Here is a 20,336-nt window from a genome sequence, read left to right on the forward strand (position 1 = left end):
CCGGGGCGCGTCTTCGGCCTGCTTGGGGTACAATGGACCACACATGCAGTCCAGGGAAAGGAACGATCATGGCGCAGGAATACGCTCGAATCTTCGCCGCGCTCGACGGCGCGTCGACGCAGGAAGAGGTTGCGCAGCGCGCGATTTCGCTGGCGGCGGACAACCATGCCAAGCTCATGTTCGGCCATGTGATCGACTCGGTTCCCTACGAGGCTTCGGGCGTCGACTTCGAAGCGCTGTGCGCCGAGGGCCAGAAGCGCCTCGAGAGCGAGCTGGCCGCCGTGCTGGCCGAAGCGCGCCAGAACCCGAACATCCCCTCGGTCGAGATCGCCGTGCGCGCGGGCCGCATCGCCGACACGCTGGAGCACGAGCTTATCGAGCCGTTCGAGCCGAACCTCGTGGTGTGCGGCGAGCGCGGGCTGTCGAACATCAAGTACGTGTTCGTGGGCAGCGTGTCCACGTTCCTCATCAGGAACCTTCGCTGCGACGTGCTGGTGGTCAAGCAGTCGTAAAAATAAGAAGCCGTCGACGGTGTTCTTTCGCGCACCGGCTTCCATATCGCTGGCAAAGGCGTAGAATTGCCTCTCGCCTACGGGCGGAGAGGAGCGTCGATGAAGGAACGGGGAGAGTTCTCTCGAAACGACCGGATCGAACCCGGATCGTGCGCGACGCAAGACGAGTACGGCGTGCTCATGGACACGTTGCGCGTCAGCGTGAGCAAGCACAGAATCGACGACGGCTTCACCCTGGTGTGGGCCAACTCCTACTTCTACGAGATGCTGGGCACCACGCCGGAGGAGTACGCCACGGTGTACCGCAATTCGCCCGTGTGCTTTTACGAGAACGATCCCCAGTTCCTGGCCATCCTGAACGAGCGCGTGGTGGACGCGCTGGAGAACGGCCGCGGCGGCTACACCTGCACGACGGGCGTGCACACCACGGCGGGCGAGCTCAAGTGGATCAAGCTTGCCAGCACGTTCATCGACGAGTACGTGGACGGCTGCCAGGTTTCCTACACCACCATGACCGACGTCACCGACCTCGTGGAGGCGCGCAACGCGCTGGAGAAGGCCAATGCCGAGCTGGAGCGGATGGCGTTCGTCGATCCGGTGACCGAGGGGTTCAACCAGACGAAATTCGACCTCGTCGCGCGGCGCGTCATCGACGCGGCGCCGGCGGGCTCCTATGCGCTTGTGGCGCTCGACCTCAAGAAGTTCAAGCTGCTGAACGAGATCCAGGGCACGAAGAGCGGCGACATGGTGCTGCGCTACGTCCACGGGTGCCTGAGCGATCACCTGAGCGGCGAGGAGTGCGTCGGCCGCATCAACGCCGACGCGTTCAACCTGCTCATGCGCGTCGAGCGTCCCGAGGTCATGCTGGGCCGCATCGACGGCATGGTGCAGGACATCAACCGGTTCAACGTCGGGTCCACGCGGCCCTACTACCTCTCGTTCACCGTGGGCGTGTATCCCATCGACAACCGAAGGCTGCCCACGACCATCGTGCGAGACCGTGCCAACTTCGCGCGCAACGCCGGCAAGGACGCGCCGAACGCGCGGCACTTCACCTGCATGTTCTACAGCGACGTCGACCGTCAGAACCTGCTTTCCGAGCAGGACATGGAGAACCGCATGCACGGCGCGCTCGAGCGGGGCGAGTTCGTGGCCTACTTCCAGCCCAAGCAGCTGCTCGCCAAGGGCGCCGTCGGCGGTGCCGAGGCGCTCGTGCGGTGGATCGACCCGGTGCGCGGCCTCGTGCCGCCCGACGAGTTCGTGCCGTTCTTCGAGCGCAACGGCTTCATCATCGACGTGGATCTGTGCGTGTTCGACCAGGTGTGCGCCCTGCTGGCTTCGTGGATCGATCAGGGCAGGAAGCCGGTTCCCATCTCGGTGAACATGTCGCGCGCGCACCTGCGCGAGCGGGATTTCGTCACGCCGTACGAGCGGATTCGCGAGCGCTACGGCGTGCCGGCCTCGCTCATCGAGTTCGAGCTGACCGAGACGCTCGTGTTCGGGGACCCCGAGACGTTCATGGGCGTCATCGACCTGCTGCACGCGTGCGGCTACCGGTGCTCGCTCGACGACTTCGGCAGCGGGTACTCGTCGCTCAACGTGCTGAAGGACGTAGATATCGACACGATGAAGCTCGACCGCGCGTTCTTCTCGGCGGGCGATGCCGCGGGCGAGCGCGAATGGGACGTGGTGGAGTCGGTGGTGGGCTTGGCGAAGAAGCTCGACATGAAGACGGTGGCCGAAGGGGTGGAGGAGCCCGCCCAGGCCAGCCGCTTGCGCGCCATGCAGTGCGACATGCTGCAGGGCTACGTGTTCTCGCGCCCGCTGCCCGTGGGCGAGTTCGAGAAGCTGCTGTTCGGGGAGTAGGGTGCAGACGACGAGGGGCTCCCGACCCACGGGTCGGGAGCCCCTCGCGTCGTGCGGCGCCGCTTGCGGCCGTGCGCGCCTGCGGAGGTTCGCGCGAACCGGCCGCGCGGTCCGCAGGCGCTAGGAGGGGGGAGGGGAGGTGGTTTACAGCTGGGCGAGGATGCGGCCGACCAGCATGCCGTGCGTCAGCGCCATGCCGTGGCTGATGCCGGGCGCGGGCAGCGGGTAGTCCACGAGGAAGCGACCGCCCTGGGCGTTGCCCACGGCGTACAGGCCCTCGATAGCCTCGTCCTCGGTGTCAAGCACGTTGAAGTCCACGTCGGTTTGCAGGCCGCCCATGTTCACGAGGATCACCGTGTCGGTGAGCGGGTAGGCGTAGAACGGGCCCTCCTCGATGGGGAACAGGCGGTCGGCGCGCTTGCCGAAGTCCTCGTCGTTGCCGGCGGCGGCCAGCTCGTTGTAGCGCTCGATGGTGGCGGTGAGCGCGGCTTCGTCCACTTCCATGAGCTTCGCCAGCTCGGCGATGGAGTTCGCCGTCACGCCCACGGCTTTGTCGCCCTCGAAGTAGCTCGTGAAGCCGGGCGTGTTGCCGTCCTCGTTGTCCTCTTCGGAGATGTAGGCGTTCTTGCCGTACGAGCCGTTCGGCACGTCGGAGCCCGATTCCACGTACCAGTTCACGTTGCCGTGGCCGGTGTCCATGTATTTGATCTGGTCTTTCCACTTGCTGTCGAAGATCTGCCATGCGGTCTTCTTCGGCAGGCGCGACAGCTGGTTCTGGAAGGGCTGGCCTCCCACGTCCTCGTTCATGAAGCGCTCGCCGTTGATGTCCACCAGCAAGAACGCGTCCATGCCCAGCGGGCCGCCCAGGTGGTGCGTCATGGGGGCGTGCGGGCCGTCCTCCATCTTCGCGCCGATCCACATGCCCATCTGCTGGCCGTCGCCCGTGTTCGTCTTCTCGCCCTTGGCGTCAGTGTTGGGGAAGATGCTCATGAAGCGGTCGGACCAGGGCACGTAGTAGCTCATCATCTCGGCGTTCGACGCGTAGTCGCCCGAGGCCAGCAGCACGGCCTTGCTGGCGGTGATCTTCTTGTAGTCGCCGTTCTCGTCCTCGACGATGACGCCTTCCACGCGGCCCGCGTTGTCGGGGCGCACGAGCTGGCGCGCGAACGTGGAGTACAGGAACTGCACGCCGGCGTCTTCGCAGATCTTCACCATGTTCTCGATGTAGGGGCCGTTGTCGGGCAGGCAGATCTGGCAGTCGTCGAAGATGGGGTAGAAGTCGTCGGCGACGTTGGCCTCGGCCGGGTGCGGCCAATGCATCTTGCGGACGCTCATGGACGTGCCGTCGTAGGCGTCGGACTCGGCCTCCACCACGTACTGGCCCTCGCTGGCGGCCAGGAACCAGTCGAACGCCTCGCCGGAGTTCTCGGCCCACAGGTTGAGGATGCGCTGGTTGGGACGGTAGCCGCACTCCTTCATGATCTGGCCGACCACGGCGTTCTTGTCGATGCTGATGCCGAGATCTTCTTGGATCTTGCCGCCGATGCAGCCCACCTGGTTCGAGCGGTACTGCCACGTTTTGGCTTTCTCCACGACGACGATGTTCTTCGCGCCGTTCTCGACGGCCGAGCGCGCGGCGCTGATGCCGGAGAAGCCGGCGCCCACGATGACGATGTCGGCCTCGATGGTTTCCTTGATGTCGCTGTCGGCGATGGCCTCGGGCGCCGTCAGGAAGCTGGGCGTGCCGGTGCCCGCGGTGCCGGTGCTGGTGGTGGCGCTGGCGCTCGACGCGCCCTTGCCGGCGGTGTCGCTGCCGGTCTGCGGCGAGCAGCCGGCCAGCCCGGCGGCGCCGGCGGCTACGGCTGCGGTGGCGCCCAAGCTCAGAAAGGCGCGGCGGGACAGCCCTTGGTTCAGTCCTCGGTCGTTGTGCGATGCGGTCATGTCATCCTCCCTATCGTGATGGTTCTGCTGCGCCATCCCTCATGTGGCGCTGGGGGAACCTTACGATGCGCGCGCCGCCTTGCCGCCGACCCAAAGGGTTGATTCGCGCGGGTTGAGGCGATATCGACCCTTTGGGTTGATGCCGGATCCGGTTCGCGCGCGGGGTGCGAACTTCCGGTACAATGACGGGAGTTTTCCCGATCAAGCGCGAGGGGCGGCCAGCCGTCGGAAGGGAGGAGGATCGTTGGGAACCACGTTCGCGGCAACGAGCCGCGAGTTCACGCTGCGCTATGCCGGCCTGAGCTTCTACTGGGCCTGGGTGTTCCTGTCTTTCAACTCGCTCGACATCGTGGGCGGCGTCGGGCAGACGATCTCACTCGTGCACGTTGCGTCGTCGGCCACGGCGATGGTGATGTTCGCGGTGTGCGCGCTGTGCTGGCGTTCGGTGATGGGATGGCCGGCGGCTCGCGTGCGCGCGGTGCTGGTGGTGTGCGGGCTGGTTGCGGCGGTGGCCACGTTCTTGTACGCGTCGCCGCTGTTCGCGGGCGTGCCTGCGGCAGTGGCCGCGGGGGCGCTGGTCACGGGACTCGCGTGCACGCCCGTCGTGCTGGCGTGGGGCGTGGCGTACCGCGACCTCGACGCGCGCCGCGCGGTGCTGTTCACCTCGATGACGTTTTTGGGCGCGGCGCTGCTGTACGGCGCGGTGTCGTTGCTGGGGCCGACGCTCGCGCCCGTGGCGGTGTCGCTGCTGCCGCTGGCGGCCGCGCTGACGGCGATGGCCAGCTTGCGGGATTGGAAAGCCGCGCGGGTTGAGTGCGGCGTCGACGGCGACGCGCAGCGCGGGGCGCGCGCCGAGATCCGCGACCTCGTGCGCACGGCCCTGTCGTGGCGCGTGCTGGTGGGGCTGATCGCCGCGCTGTTCGCGTACGGCGGGCTGCGCGTGTACTTCGGCTCGGTGGCGCCCGATGTGTTCTCGAACCCGGCGCTCATGGCGGGCACCATCGCGCTGGCGGCGCTGATCTTCTTCGTGTACGGCGTGCTGGTGTCGCGCACGAGTCTCAACCTGGGCGTGCTGTACCGCATCGCCATGTCGGTGTGGGCGCTCGCGTTCGTGCTGATCGCGCTGGTGGGCCACGACAACGCGACGATGGTGTTCTTCATGGCGTCGCTCAGCTCGGTGCTGTTCGAGGTGCTCACCTGGGCGCTGCTGGTGGAAATCGCGCGCACGACGCACTTCGCGGCGCTGCTGGTATTCGCGGTGGGGCGCCTGGCCGTGCATGTGGGCATCGTGGCCGGCGAGCTGGTGGCGTTCGCGCTGATCGGCGACATGGTGCTGTTCGCGGTGGTGGCGGTGTTCGTGCTGGCGGTTTCGACGGGCTTCACGTTCGCCGACCGCGACACCACGTTCGCGTTCGAGAGCCCCACGCCGGCCGAGCTGGAACGGCTGTCGAGCGCGGCCGCGTCGAAGCCCGTCGCGGTGGGGGGCGCGTCCGACGTGGACGCGCGCATCGAGGCGCTGGCCGAGGCGTACCAGCTGTCGCCGCGCGAGAAAGAGGTGTTCGCGCTGTGGGTGACCGGGCACGGCTCGAAGTACATCCAGGAGAAGTTCGTCATCTCGCCGGCCACGGTGAAGACCCACGTGCGCCACATCTACGAGAAATGCGACGTCCACAACCGAGCCGAGCTCATGCGCAAGCTGGAGGAAGCGCGCTGAGGCGGTGCGCCGTGCGGCGGCAGGGAAGCCCGGCGGCCGCACGCGGCGGCGTCATGACGGGTCGCACGCGCGTCTGGCGATTTCACCCCTCGCGGCAGAGGTCGATGATGTCCTGCTTGGAGTGGACGTCGAGTTTCTTGTAGACGCGCTTCGCGTACGTCTTCACGGTGTTCTCCGAAACGTCGAGGGCGCGCGCGATGGCGGCGACCGTCTCGCCGAGGGCGAGCAGCTCGAGCGTTTGGCGCTCGCGGTCGGTCAGCCCGTGCTGCGCGGCCAGGCGAGCGCACGGGTTCGCGCGCGCGGCGGCGAGGGGTGTCATCGGGGCTTCGGCAGGGCATCTTCGCCCCAAACACACGGAAATCGTCTCTGAGGCGTGTGTTTGGGGCGAAGATGCGTCTGAGGGATGCGCGGGCAGCGCGGCATCGGCCAGGCGCGGCTGGCGCATGAGGGCCGACAGCTCGGCACGCGTGTGCACGTCGCAGGCGCGGTAGATCTTCTGCGCATGGTATTTCACGGCGCTCGGCGAGAGGTAGAGGTCCTGCGCGATGCGCGCGATGGTGCGACCCTCCAGCAGCTGCTTGAAGATGGTGGTCTCCTGCTCGCTCAGCCCGTAGGCGGCGGCGATGCGGTCGAGCTCGGACGCGCCCGCGTCTTCGTGCGTCATCGCGTCGTCGTGCGCGGCCGTCGGCGCGACGGCTTGGGCGCTGCGGGCCTCGGGCGCCGCCGCGTCCCGCTTCGCGGGCAGCGTGCCGTCGGCATCGATGCCGCGCGGGATGCGCTCGCGCCCCAGCAGCCACGACGCCCCCAGCATCACCAGGTACAGCGTGCCCAGCCCGATGAGCGCGAACCCGGCGTTCGTTCCCGGAAGGTACACGCGGCTCAGCATGCCCGCTTCCGACCCCGCCAGCAGGCACAGCAGCGACACCGTGTCGCTGGCGGCGAACAGCGGCATGACGGGCACGCGCGCCGCTTTCCCCACCTCGGCGATGGTGCAGGCCAGCACGATGCCGCACATCATGTAGCCCGTGGTGGCCAGCGTGCCGGCGATGGCGGGCGGGATGGCGTCCACCAGGCCCGGCAGCACGAGCAGCCCCAGCGCCGACAGCGGCAGCGCCACGCGGTAGCTGCCTTCCAGCTTGAACGGCTGATGGTACAGCAGCGCGGGCACCGACATGATCACCAGCACGCAGGCGGAGATGCCCAGCACGAGGTACTGCATATGCGTGGGATCGACGTCGGTTTGTCCCGACAGGCTGGTGACGAATCCGCTGAGCAGCGCGAACAGCCCCACGGCCAACACGCCCTTGCCCACGAGCGGCGCGATGTCGGCGATTTGCCCGGAGAACGTGCGCTCGAGCGGCCGATCGACGTGCAGCTGGGTGGCGCATGCGCACGCCACCAGGAACGACGCCACGGTGATGGGGATGTACCACTCCTGCGGGCACAGCAGCACGAGCGCGCACAGCGCGGTGGCACCCGCGTGGCTTCCCAGCAGGAACAGGTAGCTGGTGCGGTAGGAGAACGACGGCAGCGCCGACAGCCACAGCAGGCTGAGTAGCGCCTGTCCCACGCCGATGAGCACCGCGCCCGCCACGAACGCGGGTTGCGCGCCCGCCCAGCTTCCGCACAGCACCAGCGCGAATCCCAGGCACAGCGACACGGCGGCGATGATGGCCGCCCGCGGGCCGAGGGGTTCGCGCACGGCGTTGCGCGAGCGCAGGACGATGGCGACGAACACGACGATGTGGACCGTGCTGAGCACCGTGCCGTACGTGTCGCCGTCGAATGCGGGCAGGCTGGCGAACGCGGTGGTCGCATGGTAGCTGAGAATATTGGCAAGCAGGAAAAACGCGTACCCTGCGAAGCATGCTGCGCGCGTCGCCATGTTCGATCTTCCCTCCGTGTCTCGAACGGTTCCGCCTCCCGTGCGGATGCTGCGCCTTGCCGTACATGATACCTGTTGAGAGGCGCCGCGCCGACCAATTTGGCCGTTTCGGGTGACAGAAAACCAGGCCTTGGCAGCTCCGGGTGACGCGCGCGTCCCTGCCGTTTTATATGCTGGGGAGGCGAGGGGGCGTCGGCGATCGGCCGGCGACCGCCGCATTGTCAAAGGAAGAGGGAAGGGGTCATCATGAAGGAACAGAAGCTTACCCGCCGTTCGTTTCTCGGCCTGGGCGCCACGGCTGCGGTAGCCGGGGCAGCGGGCCTCGCCGGCTGCGCGCCGACCGCGAAGGGCGACGCAAACGCGAGCTCCGATGCGGGCGCGGCCGACGGAGGCAGCGCGACCGGCTCCGGCGCGGCGGGCGGCAAGCCCACCGAGTTCGTGCCGTCGTTCATGAACGCACCGGAGCCCATCGACGAGTCCAAGGTGACCGAAACCGTCGATACCGACGTGTGCGTGGTGGGCCTCGGCCTGGCGGGCGTGTGCGCGCTGCGCGAGGCCGCCGAGTCGGGCGCCAAGGTGTTCGGCTTCGACAAGGGCCCCGACGTGGGCTATCGTTCGGGCGAGTTCGGCACGTTCGGCAGCGAGATCCACAAGCAGCTGGGCATCGAGCAGCCCGAGACGCAGGAAGTGGTCAACGAGCTGATGCGGGTCATGGGCAACCGCCCCAACGCGCAGCTGCTGAACTACTGGATCGGCAACTCCGGCCAGGACCTGGACTGGTACATCGGCTCCGCCGAGCACGAGCTGCTGACCAGCGACCACGATACGCCCACCGATCCCGAGAAGCCCTACGTGTTCCCCGAGCGCTGCCCGGTGAACGAGAACTACAACTGGCGCGAGGAGAACTACCCCTGCTTCCCCGGCATGGTGCACCTGCTGCCCGACCACGGCTGGGCCATGCACGGCACGCTGGAGGCCGCGCAGAAAGCCGGCGCCGAGGCGCGCTTCAACCTGAAGGGCGAGCAGCTCATCAAGGAAGGCGACAAGGTGGTGGGCGTGTACGCCTCCGACGAGGACGGCAACATCGTGCGCGTCAACGCGAAGAAGGGCGTCGTGCTGTCGACGGGCGACATTTCCAGCGATACCGAGATGCTGACGTACTACGCGCCGCAGGCCACGAAGTACGGCGTGTTCTTCAGCAGCATGGACAAGAGCGGCAAGCCGGTGAACACGGGCGACGGCCACAAGATGGCCATGTGGGCCGGCGCGGTCATGGAGGACGGCCCGTACGCGCCGATGACGCACAGCCTGGGGACGAACTCCATCGGCATCGACCCGTACCTCATGGTGAACCAGGACGGCAAGCGCTTCGCCAACGAGGACGTGGGAGCGCAGGAGCTGCAGAACGCCATCAAGCGCCAGAAGGGCGGCGTGTCGTACCAGATCTTCGACAGCAAGTGGAAAGAACAGCTGTCGGTGATGCCCCAGTGCTTCGGCGGCGTGACGCATTACATTCCGCCCGAGCAGGAGGCCGAGTACGAGCACGCCATCAACCACTTCGCGGCGGGCTACGCGTCCGACACGTACTTCGCGAGCGAGATCGAGGCGGGCTCCATCATCCAGGCCGACACCATCGAGGAGCTAGCGAAAGCCGTGAACATTCCGGCCGACGCGCTGACCGAGACCGTCGAGCGCTACAACGAGCTGGCGCACGCGGGCAAGGACACGGACTTCTCCAAGGTGTCCACGCGCCTGTTCCCCATCGAGAACCCGCCGTACTACGTGGCGCCGTTCGGCGACTCGGGCATGCTCGTGCTCATCGGCGGCATCGATTGCGACGCCGAATGCCACGCGCTCGATGCCGAGAAGAACCAGGTGCCCGGCCTGTTCGTGGCGGGCAACACGATGGGCGGCCGCTTCCTGGTGGACTATCCCGTGACGGTCGCCGGTGCCAGCCACTCCATGGCCATGTCGTTCGGCCGCCTCGCCGGCCGCAACGCCGCCGCCGGCAAGTAGCCGGCGGCCCTGCGGCGCGCGCGGCGCGCCGCAGGGTGCCGCGCGGCGCAGCCGCCCGGCACCCTCGCGCGGCTGCGCCGCGCGAGGCCTCCCCACACCGTACTGCCCAAGGCCGCTCGCCCTCCCTCCCCGAGCGGCCTTGGTTTGTCGTCCTGGGCGCTGCCTTCCGCGGAGATCGCGGAATCTGTCACAAGGGGGAGCGCCGGGGTCATTCTTTGCGGGGGTCCTCCAAGGAAAGCGTTTTCGGGTCGTCCATTCCGACGAGCGCGATCAGCTCGTCGCGCGAATGGATGTCCAGCTTGGCGTAGATGTGGCGCACGTGGCTTTTAGCGGTGCCGTTGGATATGACGAGCTCCTGCTCGATGCGGGGAACGCTCTTTCCCTGGGCAAGGCAGGCGAGCACTTCCTCCTCCCGCCGGGTGAGGCCGTACATGCGCGCGATCTGGGCGCAGCGGTTCACGAACGCCTCGTAGTAGTTGGTGAGCGGCGGGCGCGGTGCGGGCTCGAGGTCGCACCTGGGTTCGACGGGCGTGATGCCCCAGGTGGTTTCGAGCTCCCGCTCGTTGAGGAATCCCATGCATGCCGCCACCAGGCCGATCGCCACGAGATTGGTCGCAAGCATGAGCACGGTGGGGTCGTGGGCGGTCCATACGAGCGTGCCAACCTGCCCGCCTATGACGCTGGCCACGACGCGCGCCGCGCGCGTGATGCCGAACAGCCACAGCGCCACCACGCCGTAGCGATAGCAGATGTTGGAGAGCACGATCATCGTGAGGATGATGAATCCCGCATGGCTTGCGTTGAGGAGGATGCCCGACAGCGTGAGCGCGGAGCCCTCCAGGAACGGTTGGACGAGCATGCCCGCCACCATAAGGGGCAGCGCGATCCGATACAGGTGCCGAACGTCGAATCGCTCGAAGAAGAACAATCCCGCGATCAGCACGACGATCGCGATGAGCGCCACGCCGATCATCCCCGCTTCGCTGACGTCGGACCCGGTGGTGCGGCTGAAGTTGAATGCGAACGAGTACGCGGCCATCAGCAGCACCGGTCGCCAGGGGAAGCTCCAGCGCAGGCGGTCGCGGCCCGCGTCGTCGTCGTGCGGCTCCTCCTCTTGCTCGGGCGCGGGCGAAGCTGCGCGGTGCGAGAGGGCGAACATGCCCGCCGACGCGAGGGGAAGCGCGGCGGTGACGATGACGTCCACGGGGTCGGCGAGCAACGTGATGCCCAGGTGCAGCACGACGGCCAGCACGAACGATGCGGAGTAATAGACGGTCACTTTCCTGGTGGGGAGCGTCGCGTAGAACTCGCACCACAGCAGGATGACGAGGCCGAGGCCCACCCCCGCGACCGCCGACCCGGCAACCAGCACGATGCCAGGGATGGCCCCGGCGGCTGCGAGCGGCGTCGCCAGCGTGCCGACCGCCATGGCTCCTCCGGCTATCCAGGGGATGCCGCGGCGCTTCGAGAGCGGCGCGAGCCTTCGGGCGAAAACGGCGCAGAGAATCAGGCACAGCGCGTTCGCCAGGTTCGAGATGGAGAACCACGTCTCGCTGGCCGGGAGGCTGCCTTCCGAGGCGAACAGCAGGCCGCCGAATTGCACCGAGTATATCCAGGCGAGGTATACGCCCATGCCCATGAACCTGATGGGCACGACGACGTCCACCGTCGTCTTCTTCATCAATGGCGTTGCTCCCATGGCATCGACCCCGCTTTGCGTCTCTGTCCCCGTCCTCCCTGCCGTCATGATAGCGCACTGAGGTGCCCACGGCCCGAAGTTGGGCTTCGCGCCGGTGCGGCACCGGTCGGTGCATGCCCTGTGAACAGGTGATACGGTTTCGGTGGATGATAAAGATAGACCCCTGCAACGCCGCGAATCAGCCTTTGGGTGAGGTGACCCGCGCCGTTCTTCGTCGCATGATTCGACCCAAGATGAGTGCGAAGAACGTTCGCGCTTCCAATCAAGGAGGGATGAACATGCAACAGGGTACGACGAATGAAACGGGAATCTCGCGCCGCGGTTTTCTGGCGGGAGCCGCCGTGTCCGCGCTTGCCGGCGGGCTCGGGCTGGCCGGTTGCGCACCGCAGGCGAAGGCGGGCGCGGCGACGCAAGGCAACGAGGAGGGGACGTCGGGGGCGCAGCAGGCCGATCAAGCGCGCGATGCGTTTGCGGCGCCGGAGCCCATCACCGACGTCTCCGAGGAAAAGGACTTCGACATCGTGATCGTCGGGCTGGGCATGTCGGGCGCGTGCGCGGCGCTCGCAGCGGTCGAGGGTGGCGCCAAGGTGGCCGTGCTGCAGAAGGTGGGCATCCCGATGACCCACGGCAACTTCTGCGCCGTCATCAACTGCGACGAGCTCACGGAGGCTGGCTGCCAGACGATGGACGTGGACGCGGTGATGAAGACGTTCAACGAGAACAATTCGAACGCCATCAACTGGAACCTGGTCAAGCGCTACTTCGAGGAGTCGCCGGAATCGGGTTCGTGGCTGCTCAGCCGGGCCGAGGAGGCCGGCGCGGAAGCCATCATCCCCGCGCCGGTGCCTGCGGTGAAGTTCAAAGGCAAGCAGGTTGCCGGCGTGACCGCCCTCGCCGAGCTGGCGCAGAGCAAGGGCGCCGAGGTATTCTACTCGACATCGGGCAAGCAGCTGGTGCGCGACGACGGGGGTCGCGTGACGGGCGTGATCGGCGAGACGGACGCAGGCAAGCATATCCAGTTCAACGCTGCAAAGGGCGTGGTTCTGGCCACCGGCTGCTACGGCAACAACAAGGACATGCTGGCGAAGTGGAGCCCGGGCGCGGAGCCGTTCGAGAACTTCTACAATCCGCCGGTGAACGACGGCGACGGCCATCTCATGGGCCTGTGGGTCGGCGGGCGCATGCAGGAAGCGCCCCATCCGAAGATGATCCACGTGCACCATTATGTGGGCGACGGCGACAAGAACGCTCCCATGCGCAAGTGCCCCTGGCTCAACATCAACGATTACGGCGACCGCTTCATGGACGAGAGCGTGCTGTACGAATTCCGCTGCAACGAGGCCATCAAGTATCCCGATGCTCATTCGACGCAGATATTCGATGGTAATTACGAGACGTACTACGCGCAGATGCCCAACCAGTCCGATCCGGCGAACGACGGCACGCTGGAGGACTTCATCGAATGGGGCATGGCGTTCAAGGCCGACACGCTCGACGATCTGGCGACGCAGCTCGAGGTGCCGGCGGATCATCTGAAGGCGACGGTCGAGCGGTACAACGAGCTTGTCGCTGCAGGGCACGACGACGACTATCTGAAGTCGATGGACTTCATGTTCCCCATCGACACGCCGCCGTTCTACGGCATTCGCCGCCAGTACGTGATCTCGGCCATCACCGGCGGCTTGGAGGTGGACGAGTCGTGCAACGTGGTTGACGAGAACTGGCAGCCGATTCCCGGCCTGTTCGCGGTGGGCAACGCCCAGGGCGGCATGTTCGGCGGCTCCGACTATCCCTTCGACATCACGGGCCTGTCGCTCGGGCGCGCCATGACGTTCGGGTACGTGGTCGGCCGCGATCTCGCGAAAGCGTAGCGAGCACCCCCCTCCTCCTCACGCTCCCGAGTTGGCGAGGCCCTCCGGAATCCTCCGGAGGGCCTTCCTGCGTCCGCGTCCGCGTTACGCCGTCGCGCTCACCCTGCGGTTCACCACGCGCTTGAACATGACGACCAGCAGCACGAGGCCGACGCCCACCATGATGTGGCCGAGGCCGGCGATGCCCGAGAGCGCGGCGTCGGGCAGGACGAGCGGCGCGCCCGTGACTTCCGCCACGCCGCGCACGAACATCATGCACACGGTGACGACGAGCCCCACGTTGTACACGATGTAGAACGGCATGAACAGCTTGTCGTGCGTGTAGTCGTCGGCCAGCGCGAACAGGGTGGCGATCAGGAAGATGGCGAACCCGAGCACCAGCAGGTGCGGATGCATGAACCCGAGCACCGTGGCCCCGTCGAACTGCGAGAACTTCGTGAACTCGCGGAAGAACACGCCCGCCGCCGCCCCGGCGATGAGGTAGACGAGCGCGGTGTTGATAAGTCGTTTCATGATGCGCCTCCTTGCAGATAGATGAACAGCGTTCATTATGGGTGCTCGACGTGGAATCGAAGTATATGTCACTAAATCGTCATCGTACGCCGTTCCTCTAAGGGCGATTCTCGTACGCGAACGGTGTGCTACTCTGTTCCTCATCGAAATCAACGATGAAACGGTGCGACAGGACGAGGACGTGGTGCACATGGTGAACGAGAGAATGTACGGGTTGGGAGCCGAGCCGAGCGCGATTCGCGAGCTGTTCGCGTACGGCATGGCGCGCAAGGCGGAAATCGGCGCCGACAACGTGTTCGACTTCAGCATCGGCAACCCCAGCGTGCCCGCGCCCGAGGCCGTGAAGCAGGCCGTCATCGACCTCATGGACGAGGAGCCCAGCGCGTTGCACGGCTACTCGCCGGCCGCCGGCGACCCGCGCGTGCGCCAGGCCGTGGCCGACCACATCCGCCGCCGCTACGACGTGCCGGCCCAGCCCGAGCAGGTGTATCTCACGGCGGGCGCCGCGGCGGGCCTCGCCATCTCCATCTCGGCCGTCACCGAGCCGGGCGACGAGGTGATCATCATCGCGCCGTACTTCCCCGAGTACAAGGTGTGGATCGACACTGCCGAGTGCACCTGCGTGGAGGTTCCGGCGCACGTGCCCGACTTCCAGCTGGACATCGACGCGCTCGAGCGGGCCATCGGGCCGAAGACCAGCGCCATCATCATCAACTCGCCGAACAACCCGGTGGGCGCCGTGTACTCGCGCGAGAACCTCCGGGCGTTCGCCGCGCTGCTCGCGCGCAAGGAGGAGGAGCTCGGCCGCAAGCTGTACGTCATCAGCGACGAGCCGTACCGCGAGATCACGTACGGCGACGAAGTGCCCTACGTGCCCTGCGTGTGGGCCCGCACCATCGTGTGCTACTCGTACTCGAAATCGCTGTCGCTGCCGGGCGAGCGCATCGGCTATTTGTACGTGTCCGACCTCATGGACGACGCGCGCGAAGTGTCCACGGCGGTGGCCGGGGCAGGGCGCGCGCTCGGGTTCATCTGCGCGCCGGTGCTGTTCCAGCGCGTCATCGAGCGCTGCATCGACGAGCCCTCCGACGTGGCGGCCTACGCGGCCAACCGCGAGCTGCTGACGGCGGGCCTCGGCGAGCTGGGCTACGAGTTCGTGGAGCCGCAGGGCGCGTTCTACCTGTGGGTGCGCGCGCTCGAGGACGACGCGCAAGCGTTCAGCGACCGCGCGAAGGCCCACGAGCTGCTGCTGGTGCCGTCCGACAGCTTCGGCGTGGGCGGCTGGGTGCGCGTGAGCTACTGCATCCCGCGCGCCACCATCGAGCGCAGCATGCCCGCGTTCAAGGCGCTCAAGGAGTCGTACGAGGGCTGAACGAGGGCCGAGGCGCCGAACGGCGTCGAAAGCGCCAAATAAAAGATGGCGCTCGCGCGCATGACGCGCCATAATACGAGCAGGCCGCTTATCTGCGCAAGCGCGCTGGTGTCTCAGCGCTTTAGCGCAGCGGAGCGATGGAGAAGCGCGGTCGCACAACCGCGCCAAGAGTAAGGGGGATCGGCCATGTCGGCTCAAGACGGGTCTCCGGCGAAGGCATCCGGAGAGAACATCGAGCAGTTCGGCTACAAGCAAGAGCTGCGAAGAGGTATGGGACTGTGGGATGTGGTGTTGTACGGCGTCCTGTTCATGGTGATCATCGCGCCGCAGTCCATTTTCGGCACCATCCAGCAGAACAGCCACGGCATGACGCCGCTGGTGTACATCATCGGCTTCGTGGCCATCCTGTTCACGGCCATGAGCTACATGCGCATGAGCAAGCGCTTCCCCATCGCGGGGTCGGTGTACTCCTACGTGCAGCGCGGCATCAACCCGCACGTGGGCTTCATGGCCGGCTGGCTCATCCTGCTCGACTACGTGCTGGTGCCCTCCCTGCTCATCGTCATGGTGATGAACTGGGGCGTCGCGCTGGTGCCGGGCAGCCCGGCGTGGCTGTGGGCCGTCGCGTTCATCGCGTTCAACACGTTCGTCAACATCCGCGGCATCCAGATGAGCCGCGGCGTCGACTGGGTCATCTTCGTCGTCGAGATCGTGGCCGTGGTCGCATTCATCGCCCTGGGCACGAACTTCGTGCTGGGTGGCGGCGGTGCAGGCGGCTTCGTGCTCGACCCGATTTACCAGCCGGGCCAGGTGGACGCGCACTTCGTCGCGGCGGGCATCTCCATCGCCGCGCTCTCGTTCCTGGGTTTCGACGGCATGTCGACGCTGGCCGAGGAGACGCGCGAGCCTGAGAAGAACATCGGCAAGGGCATCATCATCGCCCTGTCCATCATCATCGTCGTGTTCGTGGCGCAGACCTACATCGCCGCCATCGTGCAGCCCGACTGGGCGGCCACCGATCCCGACATGGGCTTCTTCGATTCCGTCTACCTGGTGGGCGGCCCGGTGTTCTACAAGATCATGCTGCTGGTCAACATCATCGCCGTGGGCATCGCCAACATCATCAACGCGCAGATGGCGTCCTCGCGCCTGCTGTACAGCATGGGCCGCGACGGCGTGATCCCGCGCGTGTTCGGCAAGGTGCATCCGAAGTACCGCACGCCGTGGGTCGCGTCCATCTTCCTGGGCGCCATCACGCTGTGCCTGGCGCTTCCGCTGCAGGACTACATGGGTACGCTGGCGGGCTTCGTGAACTTCGGCGCGCTGTCGTCGTTCATCCTGCTCAACTTCGCCGTGTTCTGGTTCTTCTTCGTGAAGGAGAAGAAGCGCGCGTCGTTCAAGGACATCCTGATGTACCTGATCTGCCCGCTCATCGGCATCCTCATCCTGGGATACGTGTTCACCGGCTTCGAGCTGGCCACGTACGGCGTGGGCATCACCTGGCTCGTCATCGGCCTGATCATCGGCGCCGTGAAGTCGAAGGGCTACAAGGAAGTACCCGAAGCATTCAAGCACTTGGACGTGTAGACGTTCGCGACCTCGCGAAAAGGGCGGAGGCTTTCGGGCCCCCGCCCTTTTTCGTGCGCTACGACCGCTGCCGTCCCTCTGCGGCCGCGAGTTCGTCGCGTGCGGCTTCGTAGCGTCGGTATCCTTCCGAAACGCTCTTCTTGCTGGCCAAGGTCATGGCGACCAGCACGATAATAGTGACGGCGCAGGCTGGCCACAGCGGTTCGACGCCCGCAGGATTGCCGGCGAAATGCCAGATGGCGGCAACGCTACCCCCGCCAAGCATCGACCAGAAGGCGGCTCCGCTCGTCACGCGCGGCCACGCCATGGCAACCAGCAGCACGATGCCCACCACCGAGCGTATTTGGAAGGCGGCGTACAGCTGGCCCAGGATGGACGACGCGTTCAAGCCGAGCCAGGTCGCGGCGATGCCGAGTATCACCACGGCGATCCTCGAGAACGCGAGACGCTGCTTGTCGGTGCTTTCGGGGCGGATGACCGCATAGAAGTCTTGCGTCAGCGTGTTCGAGATGAACAGCAGTGCAGCCGGGGCCGACGACCAGATGGCCGCGGCGATGGCCATCGACACGACGCCTGCGATGGCGGGGCCCTGCGCGTTCGACATCGAGAACAGGGCGGTGTTCGGATCGATGCCCGGCATGGCCACGGCGGCGCACATGCCGATGATGGCCGGCAAGGTGGCGAACGGGATGACGATGGCCGCCGCGCCCCACGAACCTACGGCCATATCGCGCGCCGAGCGAGCCGAGATGGTGGCGGTCACCATCGTGGCGGCCGCAAGGAAGCTGATGCCGATGCCGATCGCGTTCGCCAGGGTGGACCAGATGTCGGGCTGGAACAGGCTGAAGTAGCTCTCGGGTAGGCTGTCGTGGAGCGTGGCGAATCCACCAACCATGTCGAGGCTGCCCGTTGTGGCCGCGATCAGTCCGGCGTACATCACCACCATGTGCACGATGTTCATGACGGCAAGGCCCTTCATGCCTCCCAGCAAGGTGACGGCGATGAACAGGGCCGAGACAATCCAGGCGAGCAACGTCGCATCGGCGCCGATCATCGGTGCGATGAGCGCTGCGGCCGAAAGCGGCTGTGACGAGTACAGGAAGCAGTACACCACCACGATGATGACGAGCATGACCGCACGGCAGCGTTTGTCGAACATGAATTTGAACGCTTCCGGCACTGACAGGATGTCGTATTTGCGATGCATAGCCCGGTAGAAGCGCGCGGCGAATACGATGAAGATGATCATGCCGATGGACATGCCCCAGTTCACCCACACGGCCGATAGCCCGGTCGTGAAGCCGGTCGCGGCTTTGCCGATGGTGGCGGCACCGGCCATCATCTCCGCGAACAGCAGCGGGATGATCATGAACCAGGAAAGGTTACCTTGTGCAGTGAGAAACTGGCGGGATGACTTGTCTTTGCGCCCGGAGCCGCGTGTGGCAATCACCACGCTGATGATCACGGTGATGGCGATATAGGCAACGAGCATGACGAAGGGAAGATTCATGGAGGTTCCTTTCGTGCGGCTCTCGCCGATCAGAAGCGAGAGCCGCAGGGTTCGCTAGCACAGACCCATGGCCATCCAGAGCGGTATGCTGCCCATCATCGCGACGATGGTGATGACGGCGTAGGCATACGCGGACTTCTTGAATTCCTTGATGGTAACGTATTCGTTGCCTGCCACACCGAGGGCTCCCAGAACAAAGGGGTTCATGAAGCTGTTGAACCAGATGTTGCCGCCGATATACTCGACGAAACCCAACACGAACAGCGAGATCCCCGCGTCGGGAAGCAGCGGGCCGAAAATGGAATACAGGATGACGAGGCACACGCCCTGCGCCGGGATGACGGCGCGGAGAATCCACGTGAGCACGAGCAGCACCGGCACGAAGATCCAGACGTTGCTGACCACCGGGCTGACGATGGGCCCGAGGACGCCTGCCAGCCATGCGCTCACACCGGTGGTGCTCATGAAGCCGGCGATGCCCACGAGCGCGCCGATGAACATGATGAGGCCCCACGGAATGCGCGTTTGGAAATCTTTCGGAGTCAAGAGGCCGAAAGCGGTCAGCACGACGGCGCCCAGCAAGGCCACCATGCCCGCATCGAATATGTTGGCGATCCATAGACAGAGGCAGGCGGCAACGACGACGAGCGTGACCCACTCGTGCTTCGACATCTTGCCGAGCTCTCGGTATTTATCGGCGAAGTACGTAGGCGGAAGATCGAGCTTCTCTTTCGGCTTGCAGAACGTCATGCAGAACACGAACGTGCCGACGAGCAGCAGGATCAGCCACACCCACGTCATGGACAAGTATCCGAGCCACGAGAAGGACAGACCGACGACGCCCAGCATGAATGCGACGTTGACGCTGCCGGTCAGGAACGCGTGCGAGCCGATGTACGGCGGCATGAACACGGCGGTCAAAAGACCCAGCGCGGGCTTGCTCTTCTTCTCGTAGCCAACCTGCTTCGTCATCTCCGTCGCCATGGGGGCAAGCAGGTTGGTCTTGGCATTGTTGGACGGGATGAGCGGGCTCACCACCAGGCCCGCGGTCATGAGCGACAGCACTTGGCCGCGGTAGTTTTTCGGGAAGATGGTGAGCATTTTCAGCGCAAGACGCGTGAGGAGCCCCGAGTTTTCGATGGCCGTGGCGAACGCGAACACCGCCACCATGAGCCAGACGATGCTGCCCCCGAAAGCCGAGAATACCTCGGCCACGGTTCCGATCTGAAATGCGACCATGAGCCCCATGGCACCGAGACAGGTTGCCCAGGATGGAAGCGCGTCGGTGATCAGCATGATGAGCATGCCGACGAAAATGCCCAGATACGTCATCCCGACGCCGTCAAGGCCGGCGGGCGGGGGTATGTGCGCGATGACCGCGCCGACGACGATGGAGACGACAAGTGCGACGAGGCTTTTCTTGTTGAAATCTTTCATGGTTTCCCCTTTTCATACGGGGAGCGACCGTTCGCTCCCCTCTATGCAACCCCAAGCGAAAGAACGGTGTGGTTCCAGGAGAATGTGTGATGCCTACGAGGCGCCGTGCGGTGCGGGCGCCGCTTTGGCCTGCTTCTTGCGCGCCTTCAGCGCTTTCGGGATGCGTTTCGCGAACGCCATGACCGCTTTCTTGTTGGACATGATGACGGGCCAGCCTGCGGCGATCGCCTCAGGTGTGACCAGCACGTTCATCCGCATGCTGTCGAGCGCTTTCGCGTCGAGAATCAAATTACCGTCCTCGTACGTCATCTTGAAGATTTCAACCATGGGGCTGCCGGTTTCGGTCAGCATCATGAGCGAGGGCTGTTTCGGTGCCTTGGGCATAGGAATCACACTCCTTGGAAGGGGGGGGC

The 20,336-nt window shown here is 65.8% G+C and carries 14 protein-coding genes; 7 read left to right on the forward strand and 7 right to left on the reverse strand.

Features of this window, described 5'->3' with window-relative positions; genetic code table 11:
* Positions 1-68: 68 nt before the first annotated feature.
* On the forward strand, positions 69-512 hold the full coding sequence (locus tag GS424_RS00970) for a universal stress protein (RefSeq protein ID WP_154333292.1): 444 nt from the start codon (positions 69-71) through the stop codon (positions 510-512).
* 99 nt (positions 513-611) lie between these two features.
* Positions 612-2,378, forward strand: a complete 1,767-nt coding sequence (locus tag GS424_RS00975; protein WP_160942156.1) for a sensor domain-containing protein — start codon at positions 612-614, stop codon at positions 2,376-2,378.
* 144 nt (positions 2,379-2,522) lie between these two features.
* Here GS424_RS00975 and GS424_RS00980 read toward each other — a convergent pair whose 3' ends face one another.
* Positions 2,523-4,319, reverse strand: coding sequence for an FAD-dependent oxidoreductase (locus GS424_RS00980; protein ID WP_160942155.1), 1,797 nt, complete (start codon positions 4,317-4,319; stop codon positions 2,523-2,525).
* Positions 4,320-4,563: 244 nt separating this feature from the next.
* Between GS424_RS00980 and GS424_RS00985 the strand changes: the two genes are divergently transcribed.
* On the forward strand, positions 4,564-6,033 hold the full coding sequence (locus tag GS424_RS00985) for a helix-turn-helix domain-containing protein (protein ID WP_160942154.1): 1,470 nt from the start codon (positions 4,564-4,566) through the stop codon (positions 6,031-6,033).
* Positions 6,034-6,115: 82 nt separating this feature from the next.
* Here GS424_RS00985 and GS424_RS00990 read toward each other — a convergent pair whose 3' ends face one another.
* Positions 6,116-7,918 (reverse strand): helix-turn-helix transcriptional regulator, encoded by a 1,803-nt coding sequence (locus GS424_RS00990; protein ID WP_160942153.1) that lies wholly within the window; start codon positions 7,916-7,918, stop codon positions 6,116-6,118.
* Between the two features lie 246 nt (positions 7,919-8,164).
* Between GS424_RS00990 and GS424_RS00995 the strand changes: the two genes are divergently transcribed.
* The gene (locus GS424_RS00995) at positions 8,165-9,934 is read left to right on the forward strand and encodes an FAD-dependent oxidoreductase (RefSeq protein ID WP_160942152.1); all 1,770 of its coding nucleotides are present in this window, start codon (positions 8,165-8,167) and stop codon (positions 9,932-9,934) included.
* Positions 9,935-10,142: 208 nt separating this feature from the next.
* Here GS424_RS00995 and GS424_RS01000 read toward each other — a convergent pair whose 3' ends face one another.
* Complete coding sequence (locus GS424_RS01000; RefSeq protein WP_160942151.1) at positions 10,143-11,615, reverse strand: helix-turn-helix domain-containing protein; 1,473 nt, start codon at positions 11,613-11,615, stop codon at positions 10,143-10,145.
* 296 nt (positions 11,616-11,911) lie between these two features.
* On the opposite strand from GS424_RS01000, the gene GS424_RS01005 reads away from it, so the two are divergent.
* Positions 11,912-13,504: an FAD-dependent oxidoreductase gene (locus GS424_RS01005; RefSeq protein WP_160942150.1), complete on the forward strand. Its 1,593-nt coding sequence runs from the start codon at positions 11,912-11,914 to the stop codon at positions 13,502-13,504.
* An 84-nt stretch (positions 13,505-13,588) separates the two neighbouring features.
* Here GS424_RS01005 and GS424_RS01010 read toward each other — a convergent pair whose 3' ends face one another.
* Entirely contained in the window at positions 13,589-14,017 is a 429-nt protein-coding gene (locus GS424_RS01010) for a DUF2871 domain-containing protein (protein WP_160942149.1), read from the reverse strand.
* Positions 14,018-14,207: 190 nt separating this feature from the next.
* On the opposite strand from GS424_RS01010, the gene GS424_RS01015 reads away from it, so the two are divergent.
* Entirely contained in the window at positions 14,208-15,389 is a 1,182-nt protein-coding gene (locus GS424_RS01015) for a pyridoxal phosphate-dependent aminotransferase (protein ID WP_160942148.1), read from the forward strand.
* Positions 15,390-15,575: 186 nt separating this feature from the next.
* Positions 15,576-16,976: an APC family permease gene (locus GS424_RS01020; RefSeq protein ID WP_160942147.1), complete on the forward strand. Its 1,401-nt coding sequence runs from the start codon at positions 15,576-15,578 to the stop codon at positions 16,974-16,976.
* 58 nt (positions 16,977-17,034) lie between these two features.
* On the opposite strand, the gene GS424_RS01025 is transcribed toward GS424_RS01020, so the two are convergent.
* From GS424_RS01025 to GS424_RS01035, 3 genes are all read right to left on the reverse strand, one after another.
* A complete protein-coding gene (locus GS424_RS01025; RefSeq protein ID WP_160942146.1) occupies positions 17,035-18,486 on the reverse strand; it encodes a sodium:solute symporter family protein in 1,452 nt (483 codons plus the stop codon).
* 54 nt (positions 18,487-18,540) lie between these two features.
* Entirely contained in the window at positions 18,541-19,923 is a 1,383-nt protein-coding gene (locus GS424_RS01030) for an SLC13 family permease (protein WP_160942145.1), read from the reverse strand.
* Between the two features lie 93 nt (positions 19,924-20,016).
* Complete coding sequence (locus GS424_RS01035; RefSeq protein WP_160942144.1) at positions 20,017-20,307, reverse strand: hypothetical protein; 291 nt, start codon at positions 20,305-20,307, stop codon at positions 20,017-20,019.
* Positions 20,308-20,336 lie beyond the last annotated feature (29 nt).

The organism is Eggerthella guodeyinii (genome assembly GCF_009834925.2).
In the GTDB taxonomy this organism is placed as follows: Bacteria; Actinomycetota; Coriobacteriia; order Coriobacteriales; family Eggerthellaceae; genus Eggerthella; species Eggerthella guodeyinii.

Bases quoted from the DNA above. Each gene is read 5' to 3' on its own strand.
- GS424_RS00970 (WP_154333292.1), top strand. From the start codon at position 69: ATGGCGCAGGAATACGCTCGAATCTTCGCCGCGCTCGACGGCGCGTCG.
- GS424_RS00975 (WP_160942156.1), top strand. From the start codon at position 612: ATGAAGGAACGGGGAGAGTTCTCTCGAAACGACCGGATCGAACCCGGA.
- GS424_RS00980 (WP_160942155.1), bottom strand. From the start codon at position 4,319: ATGACCGCATCGCACAACGACCGAGGACTGAACCAAGGGCTGTCCCGC.
- GS424_RS00990 (WP_160942153.1), bottom strand. From the start codon at position 7,918: ATGGCGACGCGCGCAGCATGCTTCGCAGGGTACGCGTTTTTCCTGCTT.
- GS424_RS00995 (WP_160942152.1), top strand. From the start codon at position 8,165: ATGAAGGAACAGAAGCTTACCCGCCGTTCGTTTCTCGGCCTGGGCGCC.
- GS424_RS01000 (WP_160942151.1), bottom strand. From the start codon at position 11,615: ATGAAGAAGACGACGGTGGACGTCGTCGTGCCCATCAGGTTCATGGGC.
- GS424_RS01005 (WP_160942150.1), top strand. From the start codon at position 11,912: ATGCAACAGGGTACGACGAATGAAACGGGAATCTCGCGCCGCGGTTTT.
- GS424_RS01010 (WP_160942149.1), bottom strand. From the start codon at position 14,017: ATGAAACGACTTATCAACACCGCGCTCGTCTACCTCATCGCCGGGGCG.
- GS424_RS01015 (WP_160942148.1), top strand. From the start codon at position 14,208: ATGGTGAACGAGAGAATGTACGGGTTGGGAGCCGAGCCGAGCGCGATT.
- GS424_RS01020 (WP_160942147.1), top strand. From the start codon at position 15,576: ATGTCGGCTCAAGACGGGTCTCCGGCGAAGGCATCCGGAGAGAACATC.
- GS424_RS01025 (WP_160942146.1), bottom strand. From the start codon at position 18,486: ATGAATCTTCCCTTCGTCATGCTCGTTGCCTATATCGCCATCACCGTG.
- GS424_RS01030 (WP_160942145.1), bottom strand. From the start codon at position 19,923: ATGAAAGATTTCAACAAGAAAAGCCTCGTCGCACTTGTCGTCTCCATC.
- GS424_RS01035 (WP_160942144.1), bottom strand. From the start codon at position 20,307: ATGCCCAAGGCACCGAAACAGCCCTCGCTCATGATGCTGACCGAAACC.